This is a genomic window from Kribbella sp. NPDC051620 (assembly GCF_044453825.1).
Classification (GTDB): domain Bacteria; phylum Actinomycetota; class Actinomycetes; order Propionibacteriales; family Kribbellaceae; genus Kribbella.
The window spans coordinates 1,055,425-1,078,000 of record NZ_JBITDB010000002.1 but is presented as its reverse complement, the minus strand read 5'-3'; the positions used below and the strand labels follow the sequence as shown (position 1 = coordinate 1,078,000).

Sequence of the window (22,576 nt, the reverse complement as noted above, 5' to 3'; positions counted from 1 at the left end):
TCCTGATCTGGACAGTTCAGGACCGAGGCGTGAGAGCCAGCGCCCAGAGGCGGTCGGGCACGAAGCGTGAAATACGCATCAGCAGTGACATCTGCCACGGGAAGACGATCCGGGCGGACTGTCGCTCGATCCCGTCCGCGATCGCCCGTCCGGCCTGTTCCGCGGAGACGATGAACGGCATCGGGAAGGTGTTGCCTGAGGTCATCTCGGTCTCGACGAAGCCGGGACAGACGGTCAGCACGTCGATGCCGTCCGGGCGGAGGCGGAGCCGGAGGGCCTCGAGAAGATTGATCTGCGCGGCCTTCGTCGCGCCGTACGCCTCCGAGCCGGGCAGTCCGCGGTACCCGGCGACTGAGGAGATACCGACGATCATCCCGGCACGCTGCTTCTTCATCCGGGGGATCAGTTCGCCGAGGCAGTTCGCCATCCCACTCAGGTTCACCGAGAGGTGCTTGTTGAAGGAGTCGACGTCGAAGTCGTCGCCCATCTGCTTCCAGTAGCCGGCGCTCAGTACCGCGATGTCTATCCCACCGAGCCCCGCCGCGACCACACCGGCCGCCTGCCGGACCTCGTCGGCGTCGGTGATGTCGCACGGCACCGCGGTCATCCACTCGCCGGCGACCTCCTTCAAGGCGTCGGCCCGGCGCGCGGACACCGCGACCTGTGCACCCCTGAGGCACAGCTCGCGGGCCAGCGCAGCGCCGATGCCCGACGAGGCGCCGACGACCCAGATCCTGCGGCCGGTGAGATTCATGAGTTGTTCTTCCTCACCAGTGCGAGTTGGGAGACTCCCAGGTACCCGGCGCGGAAACCCGCCTCGGAGTACGCCAGGTAGAACTCCCACATCCGCCGGAAGACGGCGTCGAAGCCCAGGTTCGCGACCTCGGCGGCGTGTGCGGTGAAGCGCTCCCGCCACAGCCGCAGCGTCTGCGCGTAGGCGGGCCCGAGGTCGCGGCGATGTGCGATCTCGAGCCCGCCGGCCGTACTCGCGATCTGTTCGATCGCGGTCAGCGAGGGGATCAAGCCGCCAGGGAAGATGTACTGATGAATCCAGCCCTGGGCGTGCCTGGTGGCGAGCAGCCGGTCGTGCGGCATCGTGATCGACTGCAGCGCGAACCGTCCACCAGGGGCGAGGAGCCGGTCGATCGTCGCGAAGTAGGTCGGCCAGTACTGCGCTCCGACCGCCTCGATCATCTCGACGCTGACGATCGCGTCGTACTGGCCGCGCACGTCCCGGTAGTCGCGCAGCTCGACCTCCGCGCTGACGCCGGCTTCGGCGATTCGCTTGCGGGCGAGGTCGCGTTGCTCGGCGGAGAGCGTCACCGACATGACGGTCGCCCCGCGTTCGGCTGCCTGGATGGCGAGTTGCCCCCAGCCGGTACCGATCTCCAGTACCCGGCTTCCTTCGCGAACCCCGGCGTAGTCGAGGATGCCGTCGATCTTGCGGCGCTGCGCTGTCTCAAGGTCTTCGTCCGCGGACTCGAACCACGCCGAGGAATAGCTCATCGTCTCGTCGAGGAACGTCGCAAAGAGGTCGTTGGACAGGTCGTAATGGCGGGCAATGTTCTTTCGCGCGCCGGACCGGTCGTTGAGCTCCGACGACGGCATCCGCGGCTCGATCAGCTTGCGAAAGCGCTGCAGAGCCGGAGGAACGAGGTTGGTGAGCCGTTTGGCGAAGACCGTCAGCAGGTCGGCCAGGTCGGTACCGTCGGCGGGCCGCCAGTCGCCGGCCATGTACGCCTCGCCGAAACCGATCTTGAGATCCACGCCGATCCGGTGGAAGAAAGCGTCGGACACGATCTCCATCACCGGAGCGCCGGCGCCCCCGGCTCCGAGCCGCTCCCGCACGCCCGCCCCACCTGTCGCGCCGGCTGCGGGCCGGCTGCTGTCGGGGAGTAGGACGACGATGGGGAGGTCTCGGACTGCTCTGCGCAGGATGAGTCGGGCAGCGGCGGCCCGGACGGGGCTGTGCGGGGTGCGGGCGACGGCCGGCCAGCGTTCGGCGTCGACGAGGGGCAGGGGACTCATCGGACTCCCTCCGGTGGGATGTGGGGGTCGCGGTGGATCACCGGCAGGCGGCGGAGCCAGAGCGCGACACCATGCATTCGGATCAGCGCCCATACCTGATAGGTGACGAGGGGTGTGAGCAATGCCGCTCTCAGCACGGCTCGACGGGTGGCGGGGCGGGGCCGGCCGGTGAAGGAGGCCGAGAAGACGCGGTGGTTGTGCTGGATGAGGTCGATGGCTACTGAGATGTGCTGGTCGTCCAGGCGGAGCGTTACGTCGTACCGGCCGTCGACTGTGAAGAAGGGGGAGACGTAGAACTGCTTCGGGAGGGTGAAGCGGCCTGCGGCGTCCGGGCGTGCCAGTTGGGCATGGCGCTCGCCGTAGGTGTTGTGGATCTCCAGCACTACGCAGCGCAGCTCGCCAGTAGGGGTCAGGCACCAGAAGACACTCAGTGGGTCGAACACGAAGCCGAACGGGCTGCGGGCGTTGGCCAGCATCACTACGCGGTCGTCCGGGCGGAGCTGGATGCCCTGGGCTGCGGTGAAGGTGGCGACGTTGTCGCGCAGGGAGGGGCCCAGGCCGAGATGGTCCTTGGCGGAGAAGCGGCGGCGGGGGAGGTGATCAACATCAACCAGCCACTGGTACGTCCGGTAGCGGAACCGGTGCCGCAGCGGCACCCGACGCGAGTGACTCACATGCCCGAAGACAATGGCTGGCAACTGCGGAGTACTCACCACTTGGCGCCTAGGCGTTGGGCTGCTTCGGCTCCTGAGCGGCAGCCGTCTTCGTGGAAGCCCCAGCCGAGGTGTGCTCCGGCGAAGGCGAGTCGTGGGCCGCCGGCGGCCCGTAGTACGGGTGCGGCGGCTACTGACTCCGGGGTGAAGATCGGGTGGGAGTAGGTCATCTGGGCGATCACCTTGGTGGGGTCTACCCAGCCCTGTGGGTTCAGGGTGACCAGGTGCTCGTCGGGACTCTGCAGGTGTTGCAGGCGATTCATCCAGTAGCTGACTAGTACCTGCGGCTCGGCCGTGTGGCAGCTGCGCATGCGGTAGTTCCAGGAGGACCGTGCACTGCTCGCCTGCGGCAGTACTGCGGTGTCGGTGTGCAGCCAGGTCGGGTTGACCGAGTAGTCGAAGGCACCGAGCAGCGCCTTCTCCTCCGGCGTCGCGTCGCCGAGCAGCTCGAGTGCTGTGTCGGCATGCGTCGCGACGACGACCTGGTCGAACTCCTCGGACCGGTCGGTGATCACCTCGACGGCATCGTCGTGGCGTAGTACGGCGCGGACCGGGGTCGACGTACGGACTGCTTGGAGCCTGCTGACGACAGCGTCGACGTAGGTCCGGGAGCCGCCGGTGACCGTGCGCCACTTGGGTGAGCCGCTGACTGTGAGCATGCCGTGGTGGTCGAGGAAGCGGAACAGGTAGTGCGCGGGGTACCGCTCAGCGTCGGCCGAGCCGGACGACCAGACGCAGGACACCAGCGGTACGGCGAAGTGCTTCCTGAAATAGGGCGTGAAGCGATGCGTGTGGAGGAACTCACCCCAGGTCAGCCCGTCGTCGCCGGCCTTGATGACCGCCCTCGCCTCGCGATGGAAGCGCGGTACCTCGGTGAGCATCCGCAGGAAGCGAGGATCGGCAGCGCGGCGAGGCTGGCTGAACAGCGCGCGAGCGCCTCGCCCGCCGGCGTACTCGAGACCGCAGCCGTCGCAGTGCACGCTCATGCTCATCTCGGTCGGCTGGGTCCGGATGGCGAGCTCGGCGAACAGGCGGAGCAGGTTCGGGTAGGTGCGCTCGTTGTGCACGATGAAGCCGGTGTCGACGCGCAAGCCGTGACCGGCGGAATCGGTGACGTCATGTGTGTGCGCGTGCCCGCCGGGCCGGTCGTCGGCCTCGAAGACGGTCACGTCATGAGTCCTGCTCAGCAGGTGGGCCGCGGTCAGGCCGGAGACTCCCGAGCCCAGCACCGCGACGGTCGGACGGTCGCCGGTCATATGAAAGCCTTTCCCGATGCATAAGTTCTGAACAAGTTCAGGTCATGGTCGGGAGGTCTTCGGAGCGGTCGGCCGTGGTGATCGGTCGTTTGAACTGTCTCAGTGAGTGATTTGTCGTCTCACATCGCGAAATCACAGCCCGTTGATGGACTTTGTCCGGTTTCATGGTGTGCATGCAGGTCACCGCCAACAGGCCAGCCGACGCGCTCACCCGCCGTCGGCATGTCGACCTGCTCCGCGTTGCCTCCGCAACCTGTTGACCTTCGGCGCTTTCCTCAGTGCTCCATCTGGGCACGCCTGACCGCATCCGGTCACGCCAGCTGCTTGCTGTCCAGCACGCTCTGAACTTCCCGCCCGCGACCACGTTGGCCGCCCGCACTCCGAAGGTCTCTCTCCTGTGAACATCACGAGCTTCCGTCCTGCCCGTGTTCTGGCCGCCTCGGCCGCTGTCCTGTCCCTGCTCGCCGCTGTCGCCGGCTGCTCGCGCGCCGACGAGGGCAACGCGGCCCCGGCTGCCGCGTCCGACAAGGGCCCGGCGAGCGAGCTGCGGCTCGGCTACTTCCCGAACGTCACCCACGCGGCCGCCCTGGTCGGCCTCGGCAAGGGGCTGTTCACCAAGGAACTGGGCAGCACCAAGCTGGTCCCGACCAAGTTCAACGCCGGCCCCGAAGCGGTCGGCGCGCTGCTCGGCGGCTCGCTGGACGCGTCGTTCATCGGTTCCGGCCCGGCCATCAACGCCTACGCGAAGTCCAACGGCGAAGCCGTCCGGCTGATCGCCGGCGCGACGTCCGGCGGCGCGCAACTCGTCGTCAAGCCGTCGATCACCAAGCCGGAGGACCTGGTCGGCAAGACCGTCGTCACTCCGCAGCTGGGCAACACCCAGGACGTGTCGCTGAAGAAGTGGCTGTCCGAGAAGGGCCTGACCGACAAGGTGAAGGTCACCAACCTGGAGAACGCGGCCACCCTGGACGCCTTCAAGAAGGGCGACGTGGACGCCGCCTGGCTGCCGGAGCCCTGGTCGTCGCGTCTCGTCCTCGACGCCGGCGCGAAGGTGCTGCTCGACGAGGCGTCGCTGTGGCCGGACGGCAAGTTCCCGACCACGGTGCTGATCGTCCGTACCCAGTTCCTGCAGGAGCACCCGGAGACGGTCCGGCAACTGCTCGGCGGGCTGGTCGCCTCCATCGACTTCATCAACGCGGACAAGGCCGCGGCCAAGACCGAGGTCAACAAGCAACTGCTCGACCTGACCGGCAAGGCGCTCAAGCCGGCCGTGATCGACCGGGCCTTCGGCAACATCACCGCCACCGCCGACCCGATCGCCGCGCAGTTCCCGCAGCTCGCCAAGGACCAGGTCACGGCCGGCATCGCCAAGACGGCGCCGAACGTCTCCGGCTTCGCCGACCTCGGCCCGCTGAACGACGTACTGACCAAGGCCGGAAAGCCGACTGTGGACGCAGCCGGACTCGACAAGAAATAGCTCGCCCCGAAGTGCCCACAGGTACGACGGTTCCGCAACGAGGAGGCAGACGATGACTGCGACAGTCGAAGCCAGCGAGACGATCACCAGGACCAGCGGCGTCCGGCCGGTGCGGTTTCACCAGGTCGGGAAGGCGTTCGGGCAGGGCCACAAGTCGGTGGTCGCGCTCGACGGCGTCAACCTGGAGGTACAGGCCGGTGAGTTCGTCTGCCTGCTCGGCGCGTCCGGCTGCGGCAAGACGACGCTGCTCAACCTCGTTGCGGGGCTCGACAAGCCGACGACCGGCCGGATCGAGCTGAGCTCGTCGCGGCCGGCCGTGGTGTTCCAGGAGGCTGCTCTGATGCCGTGGCTGACGGCGGCCGGCAATGTGGAGCTGCCGCTGCGGATGGCTGGTGTGTCGAAGTCCGCGCGTCGTGCGAAGGCTGCTGAGCTGCTGGAGCTGGTACGGCTCGGTGGGCTGGGCGACAAGCGGCCGCACGAGCTGTCGGGCGGTATGCGGCAGCGGGTCGCGCTGGCTCGAGCGCTGGCTTCCACTACCGACAACACCGGCGTTGGCGCGTCGGGCGCCGGCAAGCCGTCGTTGCTGCTGATGGACGAGCCGTTCTCGGCACTGGACGCGATCACGCGCGACGTACTGCAGGGTGAGCTGCTGCGGATCTGGCGGGCGACCGGTACTGCGATCTTGTTCGTCACCCATGACGTGCGCGAGGCGGTGCGGCTCGGTCAGCGCGTGGTACTGCTGTCGTCGAGGCCCGGCCGGGTCGTCCGCGAGTGGGATGTCGACGGGCTGTCGGGTGCGGGAGAGGCCGGGGCCGTCGACGAGATCAACGGTGCTCTGCGAAAGGTGATCAGCAGTCATGCCGCAGCCTGACGTCCAGGACCGGTTGGAACCCGGCTCGGTCGAGGCCGGGCTCGACGCGCTCGACACACCGGTCAACGCGCCGGACGGGAGTCTGCTGCGGCGGGTGCTGTCGAAGGTATGGCCGCCGATCGCGGCGATCGTGCTGTTCGTGGTCATCTGGCAGGTGTTGTGGGCAGCCGCCTTCTGGCCGGAGTACAAGCTGCCCGCACCGGCGGACGTGTGGTCGCAGGTCTGGCAACTGGTGACGTCGGGCGACATCGTCGAGCTGTTCTGGGTGTCGGTGCACCGGGCGGTGATCGGGTTCGCGTTCTCGCTGCTGATCGCGGTCCCGCTTGGGCTGGCGATCGCGAACTTCAGCGTCGTACGGCGGGGGATCGGGCCGCTGGTGTCCGGGCTGCAGAGCCTCCCGTCGGTGGCTTGGGTGCCGGCGGCGGTCCTGTGGTTCGGGCTGAACGACCGGGCGATCTACTGGGTCGTGCTGCTCGGCGCGGTCCCGTCCATCGCCAACGGCCTGGTGTCCGGCCTTGACCAGGTACCGCCGATCCTGCCGCGCGTCGGCAAGGCACTCGGTGCCGGCCGCTGGGGCGGCATCCGCTACATCCTGCTCCCGGCCGCTCTGCCTGGCTTCCTCGGCGGCCTGAAGCAGGGCTGGGCCTTCTCCTGGCGCTCGCTGATGGCGGCCGAACTGATCGCCACCTCACCAGACCTGGGCGAGGGCCTGGGCCAGTACCTCCACAACGGCATGTCCCTGTCCGACATCTCCATGGTCTTCGCCGGCATCCTGCTCATCTTCATCGTCGGCGTAGGCATCGAACTCCTCGTCTTCCGCCCCTTGGAGAATTCCGTCCTCCGGGCCCGGGGCCTGACCGGCGCCGGCAAGTGACCGCATCCCGTAACCGGAGGATCGGCGTCAACTGGCCGCACCGATCCTCCGGTGCCCGTACTGTTGGAGCGTGGTCCGATTTCTGCCGTTCCTGATCAGCCTGGTGCTGAGCGTCTATGCGCTCTTCTCCTGCATCCAGACACGCGATGAAGACGTTCCGTACCTGCCCAAACTGGTCTGGATAGTCCTGATCGTCTTCGTGCCGTTCGTCGGCCCGATCGTCTGGCTCCTGATGTCCCGCACCGAAGCCGTCCGCCGCGAACGAGCCGCGGTCCCCAAGGCAAAACCCACCACCCGCCCGGTAGCCCCCGACGACGACCCGGACTTCCTGGCAACCCTCGACCGCTACCGCGACCCGCGAACGACCATCAAACCGCCGGAGCCGGAGCCGCAGGACAAAACCCCAGAAGACGAGGACCCCGAGCCCGGCAAGGCCTAGCGGTCGCCGGGCTGCTCCGCTGCGGACGCGGAGCGTTGGGAGCCGCGGGCGATGACGTAGACGAAAAGCGCCGCCATGATGGCTGCGCCGACCCACATCGCCTGTTGCCAGCCGGTGACGAAGGAGTCCTGGGCAGCCCGGACCAAAGCCTGCGATCGGATGTCGGCGGCATTCGCCGCACCGCCCACGTTGGCCGCACCGCCGGCGGTGGCTGCGGCGATCGCGTTGGCTATGCCGTCGCGTGCAGCGTCGGCGACATTCACTGGGATCCCGTCGAGGTGGGAGTTGATGGCGGTGCGGTAGCCGGCTGACAGGACTGCGCCTAGCAGGGCGACGCCGAGCGCGGTACCGAACTCTCTGGTGACGTCGTTGAGGGCGGAGGCGACACCTTGGCGTTCGCGGGGGAGGGCGCTGGTGATGGCTTCGGTGGAGGGAGTCATGGTCAGGCCCATGCCGAGGCCCATCGCGAGCATGCCCGGTAGTACGGAGAAGTAGCCGCCGTCGACGGAGACGAGGGCGGCCATCAGGGCAAGACCCGCGCCGGCCACGGCGATACCGGCTGCCATCGTGAGGCGGCCGCCGATGCGCGCGGCCAGGCGTGGAGCCACGCTCGAGGCGAACATCATCAGCAGCGCCATCGGCATCATGGCCAGGGTCGAGCGGAGGCCGGACCAGCCGAGTACTGCCTGGAAGTACGGGAAGAGAACGACGAAGATTCCCGCCTGTACGCCGAAGACGGTGAGTAGGGAGATGGAGCCGCTCGCCAGGCCGCGTTGGCGGAAGAGGCGGAGGTCGAGGAGTGGGGATCGCTGCCGGAGTTCCCAGGCGACGAAGGCGATTGCGGCGATGAGGCCGATAGCCAGGCTGGTGATGGTGATGGGGGCGGTCCAGCCTCGTTCGGGGCCTTCGTGGAGTACGAAGATCAGGCCGATCACGGCGACGACCGACGTGAGGGAGCCGACGGTGTCGTACCGGTGCTCGGCTCGCTCGATCGAGTTCGGGATGGAGCGCAGCGTCATGGCGATGGCCACTGCGACCAGGGCTGCTGGGAGTACGAAGAGCCAGCGCCAGGTTGCGACGTCTACCAGCAGCGCGGACAGGTACATGCCGAGGAGGCCTCCGCCGCCGGCTACTCCGGTCCAGACGCCGATCGCCTTGGAGCGTTCCTCGTCCGGGAACGTCGAGGTGATGACGGCGAGGGTGACGGGCATGATCATCGCCGCGCCGACGCCGCTGAGAAGGCGCGCGGCGAGCATGACCTCGGTCGACTGAGCGAGGCCGGCCGCGACGCTCGCGACACCGAACACGGTCAGCCCGGCGAGCAGCATCGGCTTGCGCCCCCAGCGATCGCCGAGCGCACCGAGCGGAAGCAGCAGCGCGGCGAGGCTGATCGTGTAGAGGTTGATCATCCAGAGCACGGCGCTCTGCGACGCGTCGAAGGCCAGGGCCAGTTGAGGTTGAGCGACGTTGAGTCCGGAGACGGAGGCGATGACCGCCATCAGCGCGATACAGACGGCGATGAGAATCGCGCGGCGCTTGCTCGGGTCGTGGATCGTCGTGTCGGGGGTATGGCTCGGTAGCGCCTGGTTGGCGTTCATGACGTCCTTGGTTTGAGAGTTGCCTGTACTACGACGTCGCGCAGGTCGGCCGAGCGGCCTGGGATCGTGCGGGTGTGTTCGCCGGCGGCGACGATCTCCCACTGGGCTTCGTCGAGGCCGGCCGTGATGTCCGCCAGGCTGACCGACGCCTCGGCGGGAGAGTGCCCAGGTCCGTGCCCGTGCTGGTGGCCGACCAGGAGGAGGGTGCCGCCGGGGGCCACCCAGGTGGAGAGGCGGTTGTAGAAGGCGAGTTGGGGGATTGTCGGGTGGGCGTAGTTAGTTGTCACCAGGTCGTACTGGGTGGTCGGGGTCCATACGGTCAGGTCTGCTTCCAGCCAGTTGATCTGCTGGGAGAGGTCGGCCGCGCGGTCGATTGCTTTGTCCAGGGCGGCGCGTGAGATGTCGGCCGCGGTGACCTGCCAGCCGTGGGACGCGAGCCAGATCGCCTCGGCGCCTGCACCGCAGCCGGCGTCCAGCGCTGTGCCGGGGGTGAGGCTGGTGGTTGCGTTGACCAGGTACGGGTTGGGTGGGTTGCGCTCCATGGCGATGGTGGTGGGTTGCCAGTGCTGGTTCCAGTAGTCCTTGCCGAAGGTCATCTGTATCTCGTTCACGTTGTCCACACCCCGAGATTGGTGCGACGACTTCGTGATGGCAAACCTTGTTGCCGAATGGCAAACTCGAAGGATGAGCGACGACCCGATCGACCGCACTCTCAACGCAGTGGGCCCCCGGCTGAAGCAGCTCCGGCTTCGGCGCGACGTCACCCTCGCCGAACTCTCCGAGCTCACCGGTATCTCCGTCAGCACTCTGTCCCGGCTCGAGGCGGGTCTGCGGCGGCCGACGCTCGAGCAGTTACTGCCGCTGGCGCGCGCGTACGGCGCCACGCTCGACGAGCTGGTTGACGCGCCACCGACCGGCGACCCGCGCATCCACATGCGCCCGATCGCGAGCGGTGACGGAGCAACGATCCTGCCGCTCACACGACGGGCGGGCGGCATTCAGGCGTACAAGTTCATCCGCCCGGCCGGCGACGACAACGCTCAGCCGGAGCTGCGGACGCACGAGGGCTTCGACTGGCTGTACGTCCTCAACGGCACCCTGCGCGTGGTACTGGGCGAACACGACATGCTTCTGCAAGCCGGCGAGGCAGCCGAGTTCGACACCCGCACCCCGCACTGGTTCGGCGCCACCAGCGCCGGCCCGGTCGAGTACCTGAGCCTGATCGGCAAACAGGGCGAACGAGCCCACATCCGGGTCGGCCCTAAACCCAACTAACCCGACCTCGTGCTCGCGGCTCACAGCGCGCAGCCACGGTGGGCTGAGTGCTGGAGAGCAGGGAATGGCTTCGCGGGGCCGGTGGCTGCAATCGTTGCCAGCCGTGGGGTCTGCGGTGTGGTGTGCCCGAGCTTCAGGCGGATGAGGCCGCTGGAGGTCGGGGGCCGGGTCCGGTGGCAGGGCGGCCGGACCCGGGTGGGTCGGGGTGGATCACCCGGCGGCCGTCAGGCGGACTTCCTGTGTTCGGCGAGTACTACGTTGTCCCGTTCGGATTCCGTGGTGCCACCCCAGACGCCGTACGGCTCTCCGACGGAGAGGGCGTGCTGACGGCACTCGGGCTGGACCGGGCAGGTTCCGCAGAGCGACTTCGCCACCATCTCGCGAGCGCGTTTGCGAACGCCACGCTCCGATTCGGGGGAGAAGAACAGCTCCGGGTTGACGTCGCGGCATGCAGACTGCGACTGCCAGTCCCACAGATCCATGAGCGGGCGGGGTAGGCGAGGCATCCCTCTCGACATGGCAACCTCCTATGACTCACCGTGAGCGCGGACGGGCGCTCGGTGAAAACTATGCTCAACTCATGCGCAGTTCAACCCTTGTTGTCGCGAAAGTCCGTCGAGTTGTTATCCGCGAGCGCCGAATTCCTCAGATTCGGGGCGTCGAGCGGGCATCATGAAAGCCGTGCCGAGCAGCTCCGAAACCCTCACCGTCGGGGCCGCCGCGCGTCGGCTAGGGATCGCCGCGCCGACGCTGCGGAGCTGGGAACGCAGGTACGGATTGAGCCCAAGTACCAGGTCAGCGGGCGGTCACCGGCGGTACAGCCCGGAGGATCTGGCCCGGCTGCGGGCGATGCTCCGGCTGATCGACCAAGGGGTTCCGACGGCCGAGGCGGCAGCCGTCGTTCGTGACCGGATCTACCCCGGCCAATCACCGACTGTGACATCCGCCACTTCTGTTGCCGAAGGCCCCCGCGGGCGGTCACACGCAGTGCCGAAACCACTGCCGGTACGCCGATCAGCCCGGTCTCGCACCGACGGCCCGGGCAAACTGGCCGACCTGTTCGAGCTGGCGAACGCGATGGACAGCGACCGGCTCACCCACGAGGTCGCGCGGAGTCTGGACAAGTCCGGCGCGGTCGAGGCCTGGACCAGCCGGCTGATGCCGCTACTGGTCGAGGTCGGCGAGCAGTGGAAGCGCACGGGAGCCTGCGTCGAGGTCGAGCACCTGGCCTCGGACGCGGTCGCCGGCGGGCTCCGGTACCACACCCGGCGCGCAGTGGAGCGCCGCAAGCCGGAGGAGAGCGAGCGGGCCGTAGTACTCGCCTGTCTCGAGCGGGAGGACCATGCGCTCCCGCTGCTCGCGCTGGCGGCGGCACTGGCCGAGCGGGGCATCAAGGTGCGGACTCTGGGCGCAGCAACCCCGGTCAGCTCGCTATCGGACGCCGTACGCCGGATCCGCCCGGCGGCCGTCTTCATCTGGTCGAGTGCACCCGAGACGGCCGACCGCGATGCCCTGCGGACCCTGGCCCGCACCAGGCCGGCGTACCAGCTAGTGATCGGTGGACCCGGCTGGCAGGCGCTGGGGAAGCCTGACGGCTGGGTGAACTCCCTGGCCGAGGCAGTCAGCTCCCTGGTGGCAGCGGTGCGGACCTAGCCCTCGTAGCTGAAGTACACGTGCCCGCCATGCTCAACCCCGCGCTCACCGGTCAGCGCACGGATGACCATGGCGTGCGTGATGGCGAGCACCGGACCGTCCGTGCTCGCCGTATGCCGGGCCAGCGCCTCCCGAGCCCGGGCCCGCACCACCGACAGAGGCTCCCACGACCGGCGGATCCCTTGGTGCCACTCGCCGTCGTACTCGTCCAGCTCGGCCTCAGCCGCCCGTACGTCCGCCACTCCGCGCCAAGAGCCGGTACTGTCCGGCAGCCAGTCGCGTAGGTCGTAGTCGACCCGTACTCCGAGAGCCAGCCGGTGCCCGATGATCGCGGCGCTGTGCAACGCGCGGGTGAACGGGGAGCTGACCAGGTATGTGGCACCGATGCCACTCAGGAGGTCAGCAACGGCCTCGGCCTGCTTGGAGCCCTCCGGGGTCAGCGGAGCGGCGTCAGCGGCCATTCCGGGCCAGCCACGGCTATCCACCGGCGCATAGTCCGGCTGACCGTGCCGGACCAGGTAGATCTGGGTCACGGGAACCTTCTACCTCAGATGTCGGGCCCCCGCCCAGCCTCTGGCGCGGCTCGGCGGAAGCGCGGAAGGATCGGACAACGAACTCGGCGGCCGCACGTTGTGCTGCCCCCCGAACAAGTGCTCCAGCTCGACCTCACTGTCCGCCGTGGAGTCTTCATTCTCCAGCCAGCGGACCTCCGTCGCACCCTGGTGGCCGTGGACGGCGAGCACCGACTCCAGGTCGGGCCAGACGGCCGTCGCCGGGTTCGTACCGCGCCAGCGCAGCGCGACCGATCCGTCGGTGAACACGCACCCCTCGGCGACCACGCCCGTACCGGACACCCCGCTGAGGTCCCGGTACCGCACCAACTCGAAAGTCCGCGGCCTCACCACCGTGCTTGCACCCCTTTGAGATCAGTCCTCAGTGAAGCCTCAACCTGTTGCGACCCTCAACGACCCACAGCCGCTCGCGGTTACACCACGGAAATCTCCGATCTCACCCAGTGAAACCTTCCGTCTCGATCTCCCGCCGCATCAACACCCGCTCCGCCGGGTCCAGCCCCAGAGCGGTCTCCTCCCGCCGGATCTCCGCCAGCCCCGGCGTGATCTCCGGAAGCTCACGAAAACCGAGCCGCGCGTAGTACGGGCCGTTGAAGGCGACGTTGCGGAAGGTGCTGAGGGTCAGCGCAGGCAGGCCTTGGCCCGCCGCCCAGCGGTCCACCGCGGAGATCAGCAACCGCCCGATGCCCTGCCGCCCGTGATCCGGCTGAACACTCACCTGCTCGATGTGCGCACAGCCGTCGACCAGCTTCACCAGCACGAAGCCGACGGCACGGTCCGAGGCATCCGCAGCCGTCCAGGCGAGCCCCGCTCGTTGATACGCCGCGAAAGCCTCGAGCGACGGCGGCGGATGCTCGGCGACGTCCGTCATCCCGATCTCGCGGAACAGCACGCCGGCCGCCTTCTCGATCGACTGGAGCAGCGGCAGTTCGTCCACCCGGGAGAGGCGGATCGTGGGGGAGGTGGTCATGGCCAGAGGCAACCATGATGCGGACACCCGGTGCCACCCGATTGCGCTGGGTGATATCGTCGCCGACGTGAAGCGTTGCTATTGGCGATTTTTTGAGTGGCCGGCTGTGGTGCCGGGCAGCTCAGCCGATCGCTGACGCCCGACAAGTTCCACCAGCCGGCTGCGAGGCAAGGACACTCGTCCTTGCCTTTTCTCATTCCCAGCCGGCGCTGACCTCGGGACACCCGCGGAGTACCGGCGGAAAGGTTCCCCCCATGAACACCAAGCCACAGGCCAGACCGATCTCCGAGGGCGCCGTCGTCGACCGGCGGATCGAGAAGACCGTCCCGTTGATCACCCCGCTCGCCCTGCACGAAGAGTTGCCGCTGACGCAGCACCTGGCCGAGACAGTCGTAGCCGGGCGCCAGGCCGTCACCGATGTCCTCAACGGCACGGACGACCGCCTGCTCGTTGTCGTCGGCCCCTGTTCGGTGCACGACGCGAAGGCCGCCCTCGAGTACGCCGAACGCCTCGCCCCGATCGCCGAGCGGCTCTCCGACGGCCTGCTGGTGGTGATGCGCGTGTACTTCGAGAAGCCCCGCTCCACGCTCGGCTGGAAGGGCCTGATCAACGACCCCGGCCTCGACGGCTCCGGCGACGTGAACACCGGCCTGCGCACCGCCCGCGCGCTGCTGCTCGAAGTACTGGCCAAGGGCCTGCCGGTCGGTTGCGAGTTCCTCGACCCGATCACCCCGCAGTACATCGCGGACACCGTCGGCTGGGGCGCGATCGGCGCGCGGACCGTCGAGAGCCAGGTGCACCGGCAGCTCTCGTCCGGCCTGTCGATGCCGATCGGGATGAAGAACCGGCCCGACGGCAGCATCGCGACCGCCGTCGACGCGATCAAGGCAGCGGCCGTCCCGCATGTGTTCACCGGTATCGACCACGACGGCGCGCCCGCGATCCTGCACACCCGCGGCAACCCCGACTGCCACCTCGTACTCCGCGGCTCCGACGCCGGCCCCAACTACGACGCCGACTCCGTCGCCGGTGCCACCGAGTTGCTGCGAAAGGCCGGTCTGGCCGAGCGCGTCGTCGTCGACGCGAGCCACGGCAACAGCCGCAAGGACCACCATCGGCAGCCGGTCGTCGCGGCCGAGATCGGACAGCAGGTCGCCGCTGGTAACAAGGCGATCGTCGGCGTGATGCTGGAGTCGTTCCTGGTCGAGGGCCGCCAGGATCTCGACCCGACCAAGCCGCTCGTGTACGGCCAGTCGATCACCGACGCGTGCATGAGCTGGGAGACCACCGAGACGGTGCTGGCGGGGCTGCGCGACGCCGCGATCAAGCGTCGTACGGGCGCGTGAACTTCTGAAGAAGGAACACTCCGGGGCATCCCCGGACAGCCAGGTCCTGACCTACTGTCCGGGGCATGACTGAGATTTCCCGCCGCACAGTCCTTGGTTCCGCGGTCGGTGGGGCAGCGCTCTCGCTGCTCCCACCGTCGCTGCACGCGGCGATGGCGCAGCCCATCCGCCCCGGTGGTCTCGACGCCATCGAGCACGTGATCGTGCTGATGCAGGAGAACCGTTCCTTCGACCACTACTTCGGCATGCTGCGCGGAGTCCGCGGGTACGGCGACCGCCTGCCCCTGCGGTTGCGCAACGGCAAGTCGGTGTTTCACCAGCCGGTGACCGGTGGCGGCGAGGTGCTGCCGTTCTCGATCCGCCAGGCGGCCGCTGACGCCGGCCGGAACCCGGACGACATCCAGTACCTCGGCGCGCTCGCGCACGGCTACACCGACGCGACCCAGGCCTGGGGCAACGGCTGGAACGACGACTGGGTGCAGGCCAAGACCGCCGCGACGATGACGCACTACGACCGCCGCGACATCCCGCTGCAGTACGAGCTGGCCGAGACCTTCACCATCCTCGACGCCTACCACTGCTCGGTGAACGGCTCGACCAACCCGAACCGCAACTACCTCTGGTCCGGTACGACGGGATACGAGCCCGGTACTACGCAACGAGCGGTCACCAACGCGGCGTACTCCTACGACCACAAGGGCTACGACTGGACGGCGTATCCGGAGCGGCTGGAAGCGGCCGGTGTTTCCTGGCAGATCTACCAGGAGTGGGACAACTTCACCGACAACGCGGTCGAGTACTTCAAGACGTTCAAGGAACTCGGCCACCGGATCCTGGCCGACGTGCCGGGCTACCGGACGACCGAGGAGTTCTACGACAAGCTCTTCGAGAAAAACCCGGCCGAGCAGACCGCTGCACTTCAACTGCTCAAGGACGCGGTGGCGAAGCAGCCCGCGGCGGACCAGAAGCTGTTCTACAAGGCGATGTACCGCAGCGAGCCCGAGTCGCTGGTACCGCGCGTGCGCGCCGACATCTTGGCCGGCAAGCTGCCCGCTGTCAGCTGGCTGGTCCCGTCGGCGGTCGACTCCGAGCACCCCGGATCGTCGACGCCGGTCGGCAGCGCGAACCTCGTGTACGACCTGCTCGACGCGATCGCCTCGGACCCGGAGACCTGGTCCAAGACCGTGCTGCTGATCAACTTCGACGAGAACGACGGGTACTTCGACCACGTACCGCCGCCGGTCGCACCGCGGCCCGCTTCGGGCGAGGGCGACGACTGGTACGCCGGCCGCCCGATCGGCCTCGGACCGCGGGTTCCGATGACGGTCATCTCGCCCTGGTCGGTCGGCGGGCACGTGAACTCGCAGGTGTCCGACCACACGTCGGTGATCCGGTTCCTCGAGCGGTGGACCGGCGTCCAGGAGCCGAACATCAGCTCGTGGCGACGGACCGCGTGTGGCGACCTCACCTCGGCGTTCGACTTCAAGCGGTCGCACAAGCAGCCGACGACGGACCCGCCTGGGCCGGTACCGGCGCCGATCTCCCGCTGGAAGCCGACGCCGCCGGTCAACCAGGCGCTTCCGCTGCAGGAGCCGGGTCGTCGTCCGGCTCGCGCGTTGCCTTACCAGCCGACGGCTTCCGGATTCGTTGCCGAGGGCAAGCTGAAGTTGGCCCTGGGCAACGAGGGTGACGAGTCCGCTCACTTCGCGATCTACCCGTACGGCGGTGAGCTGCCCGCGCCGGCGCATGTCGACGTCGTCGGTGAGTTCGAGCAGGAGCTCGCGGTCAGTGGTCCGTACGAGCTTGCGGTGCAGGGTCCGAACCGGTTCTGGGCCGAGCTGGCGGGTAGTTCCGACGGGGTCGCGGCCGGTCTCGACGTACGGATCAGCGTGTACCGCGGTGAGCTGCAGGTCGAGCTGGAGAACACGGGGACGAAGCCGCTCACCGTGAAGCTCAAGGCGCGCGGCTACGGCAGCCGGACGATCAACCAGGACGTCCGCGGCAAGCAGACCCGATCGCTGACCTGGCCGACCGACCACGGCTGGTACGACGTCGAAATCACCACCGCCGAGGACACCACCTACCGCCGCCGCCTCACCGGCCACGTGGAAACCAGCGCCTCAAGCATCACCGGCTGAGCGGCAGCCGTACTGGAGGAGGGAGTGGCGTCGCGGCCGGGCTTGCCCGGAACGACTGCAGGATCAGCGCGGCGAACCGTCGCGACGCCGCCACCCTCAACTGCGGAGACTCCGCGCGGATCCCCTCGTTCGCCATCAACGCGAGCGCGACGTCCTCCAGCACGAGATCCTTGCGCAGACTGCCGGCCTTCTTCGCCCGCCGGATCAGCTCGAGCAGCAGCTTCAACGAGCGGTCGCGTTCGGCGGCGAAGCCTTCCGTGTGCGGCAGTTGCGACGTGAACGCCCGGGCGAATCCACGATCGAGCGCATGCATCTCGAAGACCTTCTCGATCACCTGGCTGAAGCCCTGCCAGGGATCCGCGGCCGCCAGTCCTTCCTCAGCGATTGCCGAGCACATCTGCACCTGCTGGGCGAAGGCAGCGGTCAGCAACTCCTCCTTGGTCCTGAAGTGCCGGTACACGGTCGCGACCCCGACCTCCGCGCGCCTGGCGATCTCCCGGATCGGTACGTCGAGACCGTCGGCGGCGAAGGCCACCCGGGCCACCACCAGGATGCGGTCGCGGTTGTCGCGGGCATCCGAGCGGAGCTTCGTTCCCACTTGTGCCGTCACCACTCTCACTTTAGCCAACCGGACGGGGTGCTCCGTTACGTTCGGCCGCATGAGAGCAATCGAGTTCACCGAATACGGTCCGCCCAGCGTCCTGCACGTCGCCGAGGTCGAGGAACCACATGCGGGACCAGGGGCGATCCGGATCGCCGTCCGCGCCTCCGGCATCTCGCCCGGCGAGACCTACATCCGCTCCGGGAGACTGCGCGACCTGGTGCCGGTGACCTTTCCGTACCGGACCGGGTTCGACGCCGCCGGTGTGGTGGACGAGGTCGGTGCCGGCGTCACCGGGGTCAGGGTCGGCGACGAGGTCTTCGGGATGGTGACGATGACCGATCGCGGCGCGAACGCCGATTTCGTCGTACTGGCCGAGTGGGCGCCGAAGCCGGCGGGGTGGAGTTGGGAGGAAGCCGGGGGAGCTGCCGGAAGTGTCGAGACAGGCACCCGAGTGCTCGATCTGCTGGGGGTCGAGGCCGGGCAGACGGTACTTGTGCAAGGCGCGGCTGGAGCAGTCGGGACGGTCGCGGTGCAACTCGCAGTCGCTCGGGGCGCGCGCGTGGTCGGGACGGCGAGTGAGCGCAACCACGAACTCCTGCGGTCGTTGGGTGCCGAGCCGACGACGTACGGGGACGGGCTGGTCGAGCGGGTCGCCGAGTTGGCGCCTGGTGGAGTGGATGCGGTGTTCGACTGCGCGGGCGGTGCGCTGCCCGACCTCATCGCGGTAGCCGGCGACCCGGCGAAGGTGGTGACGATCGCGGACTTCGAGGCGGCCGCGCACGGCGTCCACATGTCCCACGGTGCGCCGGCTGACGAGACGGGCTCGTCGTTGGGAGCTGCCGCGGACTCGCTGGCCGTGCACGGGCTGGAGGCGGCGGCGAAGCTCGCTGCTGAAGGGGCCCTGCGGGTGCCTGTCGCTGCGGCGTTCCCACTCGAAGAAGTAGCCGCGGCGCACGAGCTGAGCGAGACGCGGCATGCTCGCGGGAAGATCGTGTTGGTGCATCGCTGAGGTTGGGACTGGAATTTGATCAAACTTTAGGCAAAGGTGGGCGCTAGCTCGGGGCGGTTTTTGGGGAGGGATCGTTCGCGTGGATGTACTTGCTGTTCCTGACGATGAACTGAACGATCTGCGGACGCGGCTGCGGCGGACGCGGTGGGGGACGAGTTGGCCGGGGACCGGGTGGGAGGCCGGGACCGACAGCAGTGAACTGCGCAGACTGGTGGACTACTGGGCAACGGGTTTCGACTGGCGCAAGCAGGAGGCGGCGATCAACGCGCTGCCGTCGTACTTCGCCGACCTGGATGGCGTGCCGGTGCACTATCTGCGGTACGACGGAGAGCACCCGGGTGCGCTGCCGATCGTGTTGACGCACGGCTGGCCGAGCTCCGTGCTCGAGCTGACCGAGCTGGCGCATCGGCTCGCCACGCCCTCGCAGTACGGGGGTGCGGCGGTGGACTCGTTCACCGTGATCGTGCCGTCGCTGCCCGGGTTCGGGTTCTCGCCGCAACGACCGTCGTTGCCACCGGCAACTTCAACGCACGAGCTGTGGCATCGATTGATGCACGACGTGCTGGGCTTCGACCGGTACGCCGCGCACGGTGGCGATCTCGGCGCCGGCATCAGCGCGCTGCTCGGTCAGACGTATCCGGAAGTTGTCGTCGGCATCCATGTGCTCGCCGTCGCGAATCCGGTCGACTACGACCCGGAGGAGGTCACGCCGGAGGAGCAGGCGTACCTCGCTTCCGAGGCGGAGTGGTACGCCGAAGAGGGCGGCTACGAGCATGAGCAGATGACGCGTCCGCTCACGCTCAGCGCCGGGCTGTCCGACTCGCCGGCCGGACTACTCGCGTGGCTGCTGGAGAAGTACCGGGCCTGGAGCGACTGCGACGACGAGCTCAGCACCCGGTTCAGCGACGACTTCGTGCTGACGCAGGCGTCCCTGTACTGGTTCACGAACTCGATCTCGACCTCGTTCCGCCCGTACTACGAGTACCACCGCGGCGTGCGCGAGCGGGTCACGTCGGTGACCGTGCCGACCGCGATCGCCGTCTTCCCCGAGGATCTCGTCCGGCCGCCGCGCAGCTGGGCGGCTCGGACGTACAACGTCACCAGGTACACGGCGATGCCGCGGGGCGGTCATTTCGCTGCCTGGGAGGAGCCGGAGCTGCTGGCCGACGACCTCACGGCGTTCTTCCACAACCTCCGGTGACGCCCACTAGCGCGCGATGGGCGCGGTGCGGGCTGACGTGAGTTTGATCAGGTCGGTGGGGGAGAGGCCCAGGTCGAGGCCTCTTCGCCCGCCGGAAACGTAGACGGTCTCGTGGTCGGTCGCGCTCGCGTCGATGACCGTCGGCAGCGGGCGCTTCTGGCCGATCGGGCTGATCCCGCCGACGACGTACCCGGTGATCCGCTCGGCCGCCGCGGGGTCGGCCATCGCCGCCTTCTTGCCGTTGAGGGCGGCGGCGACCGCCTTCAGATCGAGCTGCTTGTCGACCGGTACGACGCCGACCGACAGCTTGCCGTCGACCTCGACGAGCAGTGTCTTGAACACCTGCTCCGGTTGCAGCCCGAGCGCCTCGGCGGCCTCCAGCCCGTACGACTTGGCCGCCGGATCGTGCTCGTACGCATGCGTCGTGAACGTCATCCCGGCCTTCGTCAGCGCGACCGTCGCGGGCGTGCCCTGACTGCTCTTGCTTTTTGCCACGGAGGCAGCCTACGACTTCTGAGCCGGGGTCAGGCGTACGCAGCAGTGGGCGGGTTGGGGCTCGAGGACGGCCTGCAGCCCGGTACCACCGAGGCCGTCCAGCAAGCCGCCGAGCAGATGCAGCGTCATGTTGCAGACAAGGTCGGTGTGCTCCGCCGCCAGCGCCTTGAACGGGCAGTTGGCGAGGTCGAAGGCCGCGCCGTTGCGTCGTGGCTCGAACCCGTGCGCTTGCAGTACTTCGGCGAGCGGCGTACCGGGATGTGTGCGGGCAGCGCGGCCGGCCGATTCGCCGTACTCGCGGGCTCGCCGCTCCAGCGCCCGCCGAGGGGAGCCGCCCGAGGTCTCGGCGTCCTCCATCGCGGCCGCCAGCAGTCGCCCGGCGACGTCGTACTGACGCTCCGGGAAGGAGACGCCGATCTCGCGATCCGAGCGGCGATAGAGCTTCGCCGGCCGGCCGGCGCCAGGTCCGGTACGGCCCGTACGCCGCTCGAAGACGACGGTGAGCAGGCCTTCCTCGGCGAGCTTGTCGAGATGGAAGGCAGCCGTTGTCCGTGGTACTCCGAGCGCTGCGGCCGCCTGCTCGCGACTGACCGGAGCGGGCTCGCCGACGACGTGTTCGTAGAGCCGTCGTCGGGTCGGTTCGTCGAGCGCGGCGACCGCCTGGATGCTCGCGTCCGTGGGCTGGTCCACGGAATGATTCTATCGCCAACTCCCGTTGACGAAATAGTAGGGTGGCTTTTAAGGTCGATCGATCTCACTGCAGGAGGCATCAAGTGACCACGATTCGTACAGAGCTCGATCCCGCCGGGCTCGACGAGCCGGAGGATGTCCTGCGATCCGTGCCGCTGCACGTCGTCGGCGGCCGGCCGGAGATCGATCTGGTGGCGGCCGAGCGTGCGGTCGCGGACCTGCTGGTGGCACTCGGGCGGGATCCGCGCAGCGCGCATCTGGCGGAGACGCCGCGGCGGGTGGCGAACGCGTATGCCGAGATGCTGACGCCGCGCGAGTTCGAGCTGACGACGTTCCCGAACGACGAGGGGTACGACGAGCTGGTGCTGGCCCGGAACATCCCGGTGCAGTCGCTGTGCGAGCACCACATGCTGCCGTTCCAGGGAGTGGCGCACGTCGGGTACCTGCCGGGGGAGCGGATCCTCGGGCTGTCCAAGTTGGCGCGGGTGGTGGAGTTGTTCGCGCGTGATCTGCAGGTGCAGGAGCGGCTGACCAAGCAGGTCGCCGACTGGCTGCAGGACCAGCTCGCGCCCAAGGGGGTGGGCGTGGTGATCGAGGCCGAGCACCAGTGCATGTCGTTGCGTGGCGTGCGCGCGATCGGCTCCAAGACGGTCACCTCGGCGCTGCACGGCATGCTCCGTGACAGTGCCAGTTCACGTCAGGAGTTCTTCGCGCTCACCGGGATCTCGTCGGCCGGTTGACGGGTTTCGGGGGGCGCGGCGTTCCGGCGTACGGGTCAGGCTGAGGCCACCGCCTGGTGGTGATGGGTGTGGCGGCCGGTCGCCAGGATGTGCGCGACCTCCCCGGGCAGCAGGTCGGTGCCGGGGACCGGTTCCATCTCGGAGACGTCGAGGAAGCGGACGACGGTCGCGCCGCAGTGGCCGTGGACGGCGAGGATGGAGTCGAGGTCCGGCCAGACCGCGGTCGACGGGTTCTGGCCGTGCCAGCGCAGCGCCACCGATCCGTCGGTGAAGACGCATCCTTCGGCGACCGTTCCGGTGCCGGAGACACCGCTGACGTCGGCGTACCTGACGAGTTCGAAGGTCTGCGGTTTCACCGGCGGACCTCTTCGGTGTCTGCTGCCCGCTGACTGGTACTGGATCTGAAACTGGGACGGCTTGAGGGAGTTGCCATGGTCCTTTCCCCGGGTGGTCGGCGTGGTTCAGGGCAGTTCGCCACAAACCGGGGACCGGTACGGACTGTCAGCGGGGAAGAACGGTCTGTAGCGACTCATCTACTGGAATTCAAGGTAGAACCAACCGCCCGGACACGCCAGTGGTCAACGGGCGTGTCTCATTCTTCGATCCTGACTCCTCAACAAATCAGGC

26 protein-coding genes are annotated in these 22,576 nt (G+C 68.3%); 12 read left to right on the top strand and 14 right to left on the bottom strand.

Translation table 11 applies throughout. The features are described 5' to 3' along the window. Window positions 1-16 precede the first annotated feature (16 nt). The 4 genes from ACIA12_RS12225 to ACIA12_RS12210 are packed head-to-tail and all read right to left on the bottom strand — an operon-like array spanning window position 17 to window position 3,997. Complete coding sequence (locus tag ACIA12_RS12225) at window positions 17-754, bottom strand: SDR family NAD(P)-dependent oxidoreductase (protein WP_396366983.1); 738 nt, start codon at window positions 752-754, stop codon at window positions 17-19. Next, a complete protein-coding gene (locus ACIA12_RS12220; RefSeq protein WP_396366982.1) occupies window positions 751-2,028 on the bottom strand; it encodes a class I SAM-dependent methyltransferase in 1,278 nt (425 codons plus the stop codon). The genes ACIA12_RS12225 and ACIA12_RS12220 overlap by 4 nt, the downstream gene beginning before the upstream one ends. After that, entirely contained in the window at window positions 2,025-2,702 is a 678-nt protein-coding gene (locus ACIA12_RS12215) for a DUF1365 domain-containing protein (protein WP_396366980.1), read from the bottom strand. The genes ACIA12_RS12220 and ACIA12_RS12215 overlap by 4 nt, the downstream gene beginning before the upstream one ends. A gap of 35 nt (window positions 2,703-2,737) precedes the next feature. Further along, the gene (locus ACIA12_RS12210) at window positions 2,738-3,997 is read right to left on the bottom strand and encodes an NAD(P)/FAD-dependent oxidoreductase (RefSeq protein WP_396366979.1); all 1,260 of its coding nucleotides are present in this window, start codon (window positions 3,995-3,997) and stop codon (window positions 2,738-2,740) included. Window positions 3,998-4,161: 164 nt separating this feature from the next. Between ACIA12_RS12210 and ACIA12_RS12205 the strand changes: the two genes are divergently transcribed. The 5 genes from ACIA12_RS12205 (at window position 4,162) to ACIA12_RS12185 (ending at window position 7,658) form a co-directional block, all read left to right on the top strand. Continuing rightward, the gene (locus ACIA12_RS12205; RefSeq protein WP_363704822.1) at window positions 4,162-4,257 is read left to right on the top strand and encodes a putative leader peptide; all 96 of its coding nucleotides are present in this window, start codon (window positions 4,162-4,164) and stop codon (window positions 4,255-4,257) included. A 137-nt stretch (window positions 4,258-4,394) separates the two neighbouring features. After that, complete coding sequence (locus tag ACIA12_RS12200) at window positions 4,395-5,474, top strand: ABC transporter substrate-binding protein (RefSeq protein WP_396366977.1); 1,080 nt, start codon at window positions 4,395-4,397, stop codon at window positions 5,472-5,474. A gap of 52 nt (window positions 5,475-5,526) precedes the next feature. Then, on the top strand, window positions 5,527-6,345 hold the full coding sequence (locus ACIA12_RS12195) for an ABC transporter ATP-binding protein (protein ID WP_396366976.1): 819 nt from the start codon (window positions 5,527-5,529) through the stop codon (window positions 6,343-6,345). Beyond that, a complete protein-coding gene (locus ACIA12_RS12190) occupies window positions 6,332-7,219 on the top strand; it encodes an ABC transporter permease (protein ID WP_396366975.1) in 888 nt (295 codons plus the stop codon). Before ACIA12_RS12195 ends, ACIA12_RS12190 begins: the two co-directional genes overlap by 14 nt. 70 nt (window positions 7,220-7,289) lie before the next feature. Continuing rightward, complete coding sequence (locus tag ACIA12_RS12185) at window positions 7,290-7,658, top strand: PLD nuclease N-terminal domain-containing protein (protein ID WP_396366974.1); 369 nt, start codon at window positions 7,290-7,292, stop codon at window positions 7,656-7,658. Here the strand turns inward: ACIA12_RS12185 and ACIA12_RS12180 are convergent. Together ACIA12_RS12180 and ACIA12_RS12175 are read right to left on the bottom strand one after the other, a co-directional pair. Beyond that, window positions 7,655-9,256 (bottom strand): MFS transporter, encoded by a 1,602-nt coding sequence (locus ACIA12_RS12180; RefSeq protein WP_396366973.1) that lies wholly within the window; start codon window positions 9,254-9,256, stop codon window positions 7,655-7,657. The genes ACIA12_RS12185 and ACIA12_RS12180 overlap by 4 nt on opposite strands. Next, window positions 9,253-9,867, bottom strand: coding sequence for a class I SAM-dependent methyltransferase (locus ACIA12_RS12175; RefSeq protein ID WP_396366972.1), 615 nt, complete (start codon window positions 9,865-9,867; stop codon window positions 9,253-9,255). The genes ACIA12_RS12180 and ACIA12_RS12175 overlap by 4 nt, the downstream gene beginning before the upstream one ends. A 73-nt stretch (window positions 9,868-9,940) precedes the next feature. Between ACIA12_RS12175 and ACIA12_RS12170 the strand changes: the two genes are divergently transcribed. Then, window positions 9,941-10,531 carry a helix-turn-helix domain-containing protein gene (locus ACIA12_RS12170; RefSeq protein ID WP_396366971.1) on the top strand — a complete coding sequence of 197 codons (591 nt, stop codon included), beginning with the start codon at window positions 9,941-9,943 and terminating at the stop codon, window positions 10,529-10,531. Window positions 10,532-10,755: 224 nt separating this feature from the next. Here the strand turns inward: ACIA12_RS12170 and ACIA12_RS12165 are convergent, their stop codons facing one another. Next, window positions 10,756-11,013, bottom strand: a complete 258-nt coding sequence (locus ACIA12_RS12165) for a WhiB family transcriptional regulator (RefSeq protein WP_020387694.1) — start codon at window positions 11,011-11,013, stop codon at window positions 10,756-10,758. A 199-nt stretch (window positions 11,014-11,212) separates the two neighbouring features. Between ACIA12_RS12165 and ACIA12_RS12160 the strand changes: the two genes are divergently transcribed. Continuing rightward, on the top strand, window positions 11,213-12,184 hold the full coding sequence (locus ACIA12_RS12160) for a MerR family transcriptional regulator (protein ID WP_396366969.1): 972 nt from the start codon (window positions 11,213-11,215) through the stop codon (window positions 12,182-12,184). On the opposite strand, the gene ACIA12_RS12155 is transcribed toward ACIA12_RS12160, so the two are convergent. The 3 genes from ACIA12_RS12155 to ACIA12_RS12145 form a co-directional block, all read right to left on the bottom strand. Beyond that, entirely contained in the window at window positions 12,181-12,717 is a 537-nt protein-coding gene (locus ACIA12_RS12155; protein ID WP_396366968.1) for a histidine phosphatase family protein, read from the bottom strand. The genes ACIA12_RS12160 and ACIA12_RS12155 overlap by 4 nt on opposite strands. A 9-nt stretch (window positions 12,718-12,726) precedes the next feature. After that, window positions 12,727-13,086, bottom strand: coding sequence for a hypothetical protein (locus ACIA12_RS12150; RefSeq protein ID WP_396366967.1), 360 nt, complete (start codon window positions 13,084-13,086; stop codon window positions 12,727-12,729). A gap of 106 nt (window positions 13,087-13,192) precedes the next feature. After that, window positions 13,193-13,726: a GNAT family N-acetyltransferase gene (locus tag ACIA12_RS12145; protein ID WP_396366966.1), complete on the bottom strand. Its 534-nt coding sequence runs from the start codon at window positions 13,724-13,726 to the stop codon at window positions 13,193-13,195. A 254-nt stretch (window positions 13,727-13,980) separates the two neighbouring features. On the opposite strand from ACIA12_RS12145, the gene ACIA12_RS12140 reads away from it, so the two are divergent. Together ACIA12_RS12140 and ACIA12_RS12135 are read left to right on the top strand one after the other, a co-directional pair. Next, complete coding sequence (locus ACIA12_RS12140; RefSeq protein WP_396366965.1) at window positions 13,981-15,072, top strand: 3-deoxy-7-phosphoheptulonate synthase; 1,092 nt, start codon at window positions 13,981-13,983, stop codon at window positions 15,070-15,072. Between the two features lie 65 nt (window positions 15,073-15,137). Further along, a complete protein-coding gene (locus tag ACIA12_RS12135) occupies window positions 15,138-17,210 on the top strand; it encodes a phosphocholine-specific phospholipase C (RefSeq protein WP_396366964.1) in 2,073 nt (690 codons plus the stop codon). Here ACIA12_RS12135 and ACIA12_RS12130 read toward each other — a convergent pair. Then, on the bottom strand, window positions 17,200-17,820 hold the full coding sequence (locus ACIA12_RS12130) for a TetR/AcrR family transcriptional regulator (protein WP_396366963.1): 621 nt from the start codon (window positions 17,818-17,820) through the stop codon (window positions 17,200-17,202). The genes ACIA12_RS12135 and ACIA12_RS12130 overlap by 11 nt on opposite strands. A gap of 49 nt (window positions 17,821-17,869) precedes the next feature. Here ACIA12_RS12130 and ACIA12_RS12125 point away from each other — a divergent pair, with 49 nt between their 5' ends. Then, complete coding sequence (locus ACIA12_RS12125) at window positions 17,870-18,823, top strand: NADP-dependent oxidoreductase (protein ID WP_396366962.1); 954 nt, start codon at window positions 17,870-17,872, stop codon at window positions 18,821-18,823. A 79-nt stretch (window positions 18,824-18,902) separates the two neighbouring features. Continuing rightward, the gene (locus ACIA12_RS12120; RefSeq protein WP_396366961.1) at window positions 18,903-20,024 is read left to right on the top strand and encodes an epoxide hydrolase family protein; all 1,122 of its coding nucleotides are present in this window, start codon (window positions 18,903-18,905) and stop codon (window positions 20,022-20,024) included. A 6-nt stretch (window positions 20,025-20,030) separates the two neighbouring features. On the opposite strand, the gene ybaK is transcribed toward ACIA12_RS12120, so the two are convergent. Both ybaK and ACIA12_RS12110 read right to left on the bottom strand, forming a co-directional pair. Then, window positions 20,031-20,519, bottom strand: coding sequence for a Cys-tRNA(Pro) deacylase (gene ybaK / locus ACIA12_RS12115; RefSeq protein WP_396366960.1), 489 nt, complete (start codon window positions 20,517-20,519; stop codon window positions 20,031-20,033). 9 nt (window positions 20,520-20,528) lie between these two features. Further along, on the bottom strand, window positions 20,529-21,209 hold the full coding sequence (locus ACIA12_RS12110; protein ID WP_396366959.1) for a helix-turn-helix transcriptional regulator: 681 nt from the start codon (window positions 21,207-21,209) through the stop codon (window positions 20,529-20,531). Window positions 21,210-21,349: 140 nt separating this feature from the next. Between ACIA12_RS12110 and folE the strand changes: the two genes are divergently transcribed. After that, on the top strand, window positions 21,350-21,949 hold the full coding sequence (gene folE / locus ACIA12_RS12105) for a GTP cyclohydrolase I FolE (protein ID WP_396367162.1): 600 nt from the start codon (window positions 21,350-21,352) through the stop codon (window positions 21,947-21,949). A 35-nt stretch (window positions 21,950-21,984) separates the two neighbouring features. Here folE and ACIA12_RS12100 read toward each other — a convergent pair whose 3' ends face one another. Next, complete coding sequence (locus ACIA12_RS12100) at window positions 21,985-22,305, bottom strand: hypothetical protein (RefSeq protein WP_396366958.1); 321 nt, start codon at window positions 22,303-22,305, stop codon at window positions 21,985-21,987. Window positions 22,306-22,576: the final 271 nt, after the last annotated feature.

Coding starts and splice junctions, on each gene's coding strand:
- ACIA12_RS12205 (WP_363704822.1), top strand. CDS start 4,162: ATGGTGTGCATGCAGGTCACCGCCAACAGGCCAGCCGACGCGCTCACC.
- ACIA12_RS12190 (WP_396366975.1), top strand. CDS start 6,332: ATGCCGCAGCCTGACGTCCAGGACCGGTTGGAACCCGGCTCGGTCGAG.
- ACIA12_RS12170 (WP_396366971.1), top strand. CDS start 9,941: ATGAGCGACGACCCGATCGACCGCACTCTCAACGCAGTGGGCCCCCGG.
- ACIA12_RS12210 (WP_396366979.1), bottom strand. CDS start 3,997: ATGACCGGCGACCGTCCGACCGTCGCGGTGCTGGGCTCGGGAGTCTCC.
- ACIA12_RS12125 (WP_396366962.1), top strand. CDS start 17,870: ATGAGAGCAATCGAGTTCACCGAATACGGTCCGCCCAGCGTCCTGCAC.
- ACIA12_RS12140 (WP_396366965.1), top strand. CDS start 13,981: ATGAACACCAAGCCACAGGCCAGACCGATCTCCGAGGGCGCCGTCGTC.
- ACIA12_RS12180 (WP_396366973.1), bottom strand. CDS start 9,256: ATGAACGCCAACCAGGCGCTACCGAGCCATACCCCCGACACGACGATC.
- ACIA12_RS12220 (WP_396366982.1), bottom strand. CDS start 2,028: ATGAGTCCCCTGCCCCTCGTCGACGCCGAACGCTGGCCGGCCGTCGCC.
- ACIA12_RS12135 (WP_396366964.1), top strand. CDS start 15,138: ATGACTGAGATTTCCCGCCGCACAGTCCTTGGTTCCGCGGTCGGTGGG.
- ACIA12_RS12225 (WP_396366983.1), bottom strand. CDS start 754: ATGAATCTCACCGGCCGCAGGATCTGGGTCGTCGGCGCCTCGTCGGGC.
- ACIA12_RS12145 (WP_396366966.1), bottom strand. CDS start 13,726: ATGACCACCTCCCCCACGATCCGCCTCTCCCGGGTGGACGAACTGCCG.
- ACIA12_RS12195 (WP_396366976.1), top strand. CDS start 5,527: ATGACTGCGACAGTCGAAGCCAGCGAGACGATCACCAGGACCAGCGGC.
- ACIA12_RS12165 (WP_020387694.1), bottom strand. CDS start 11,013: ATGGATCTGTGGGACTGGCAGTCGCAGTCTGCATGCCGCGACGTCAAC.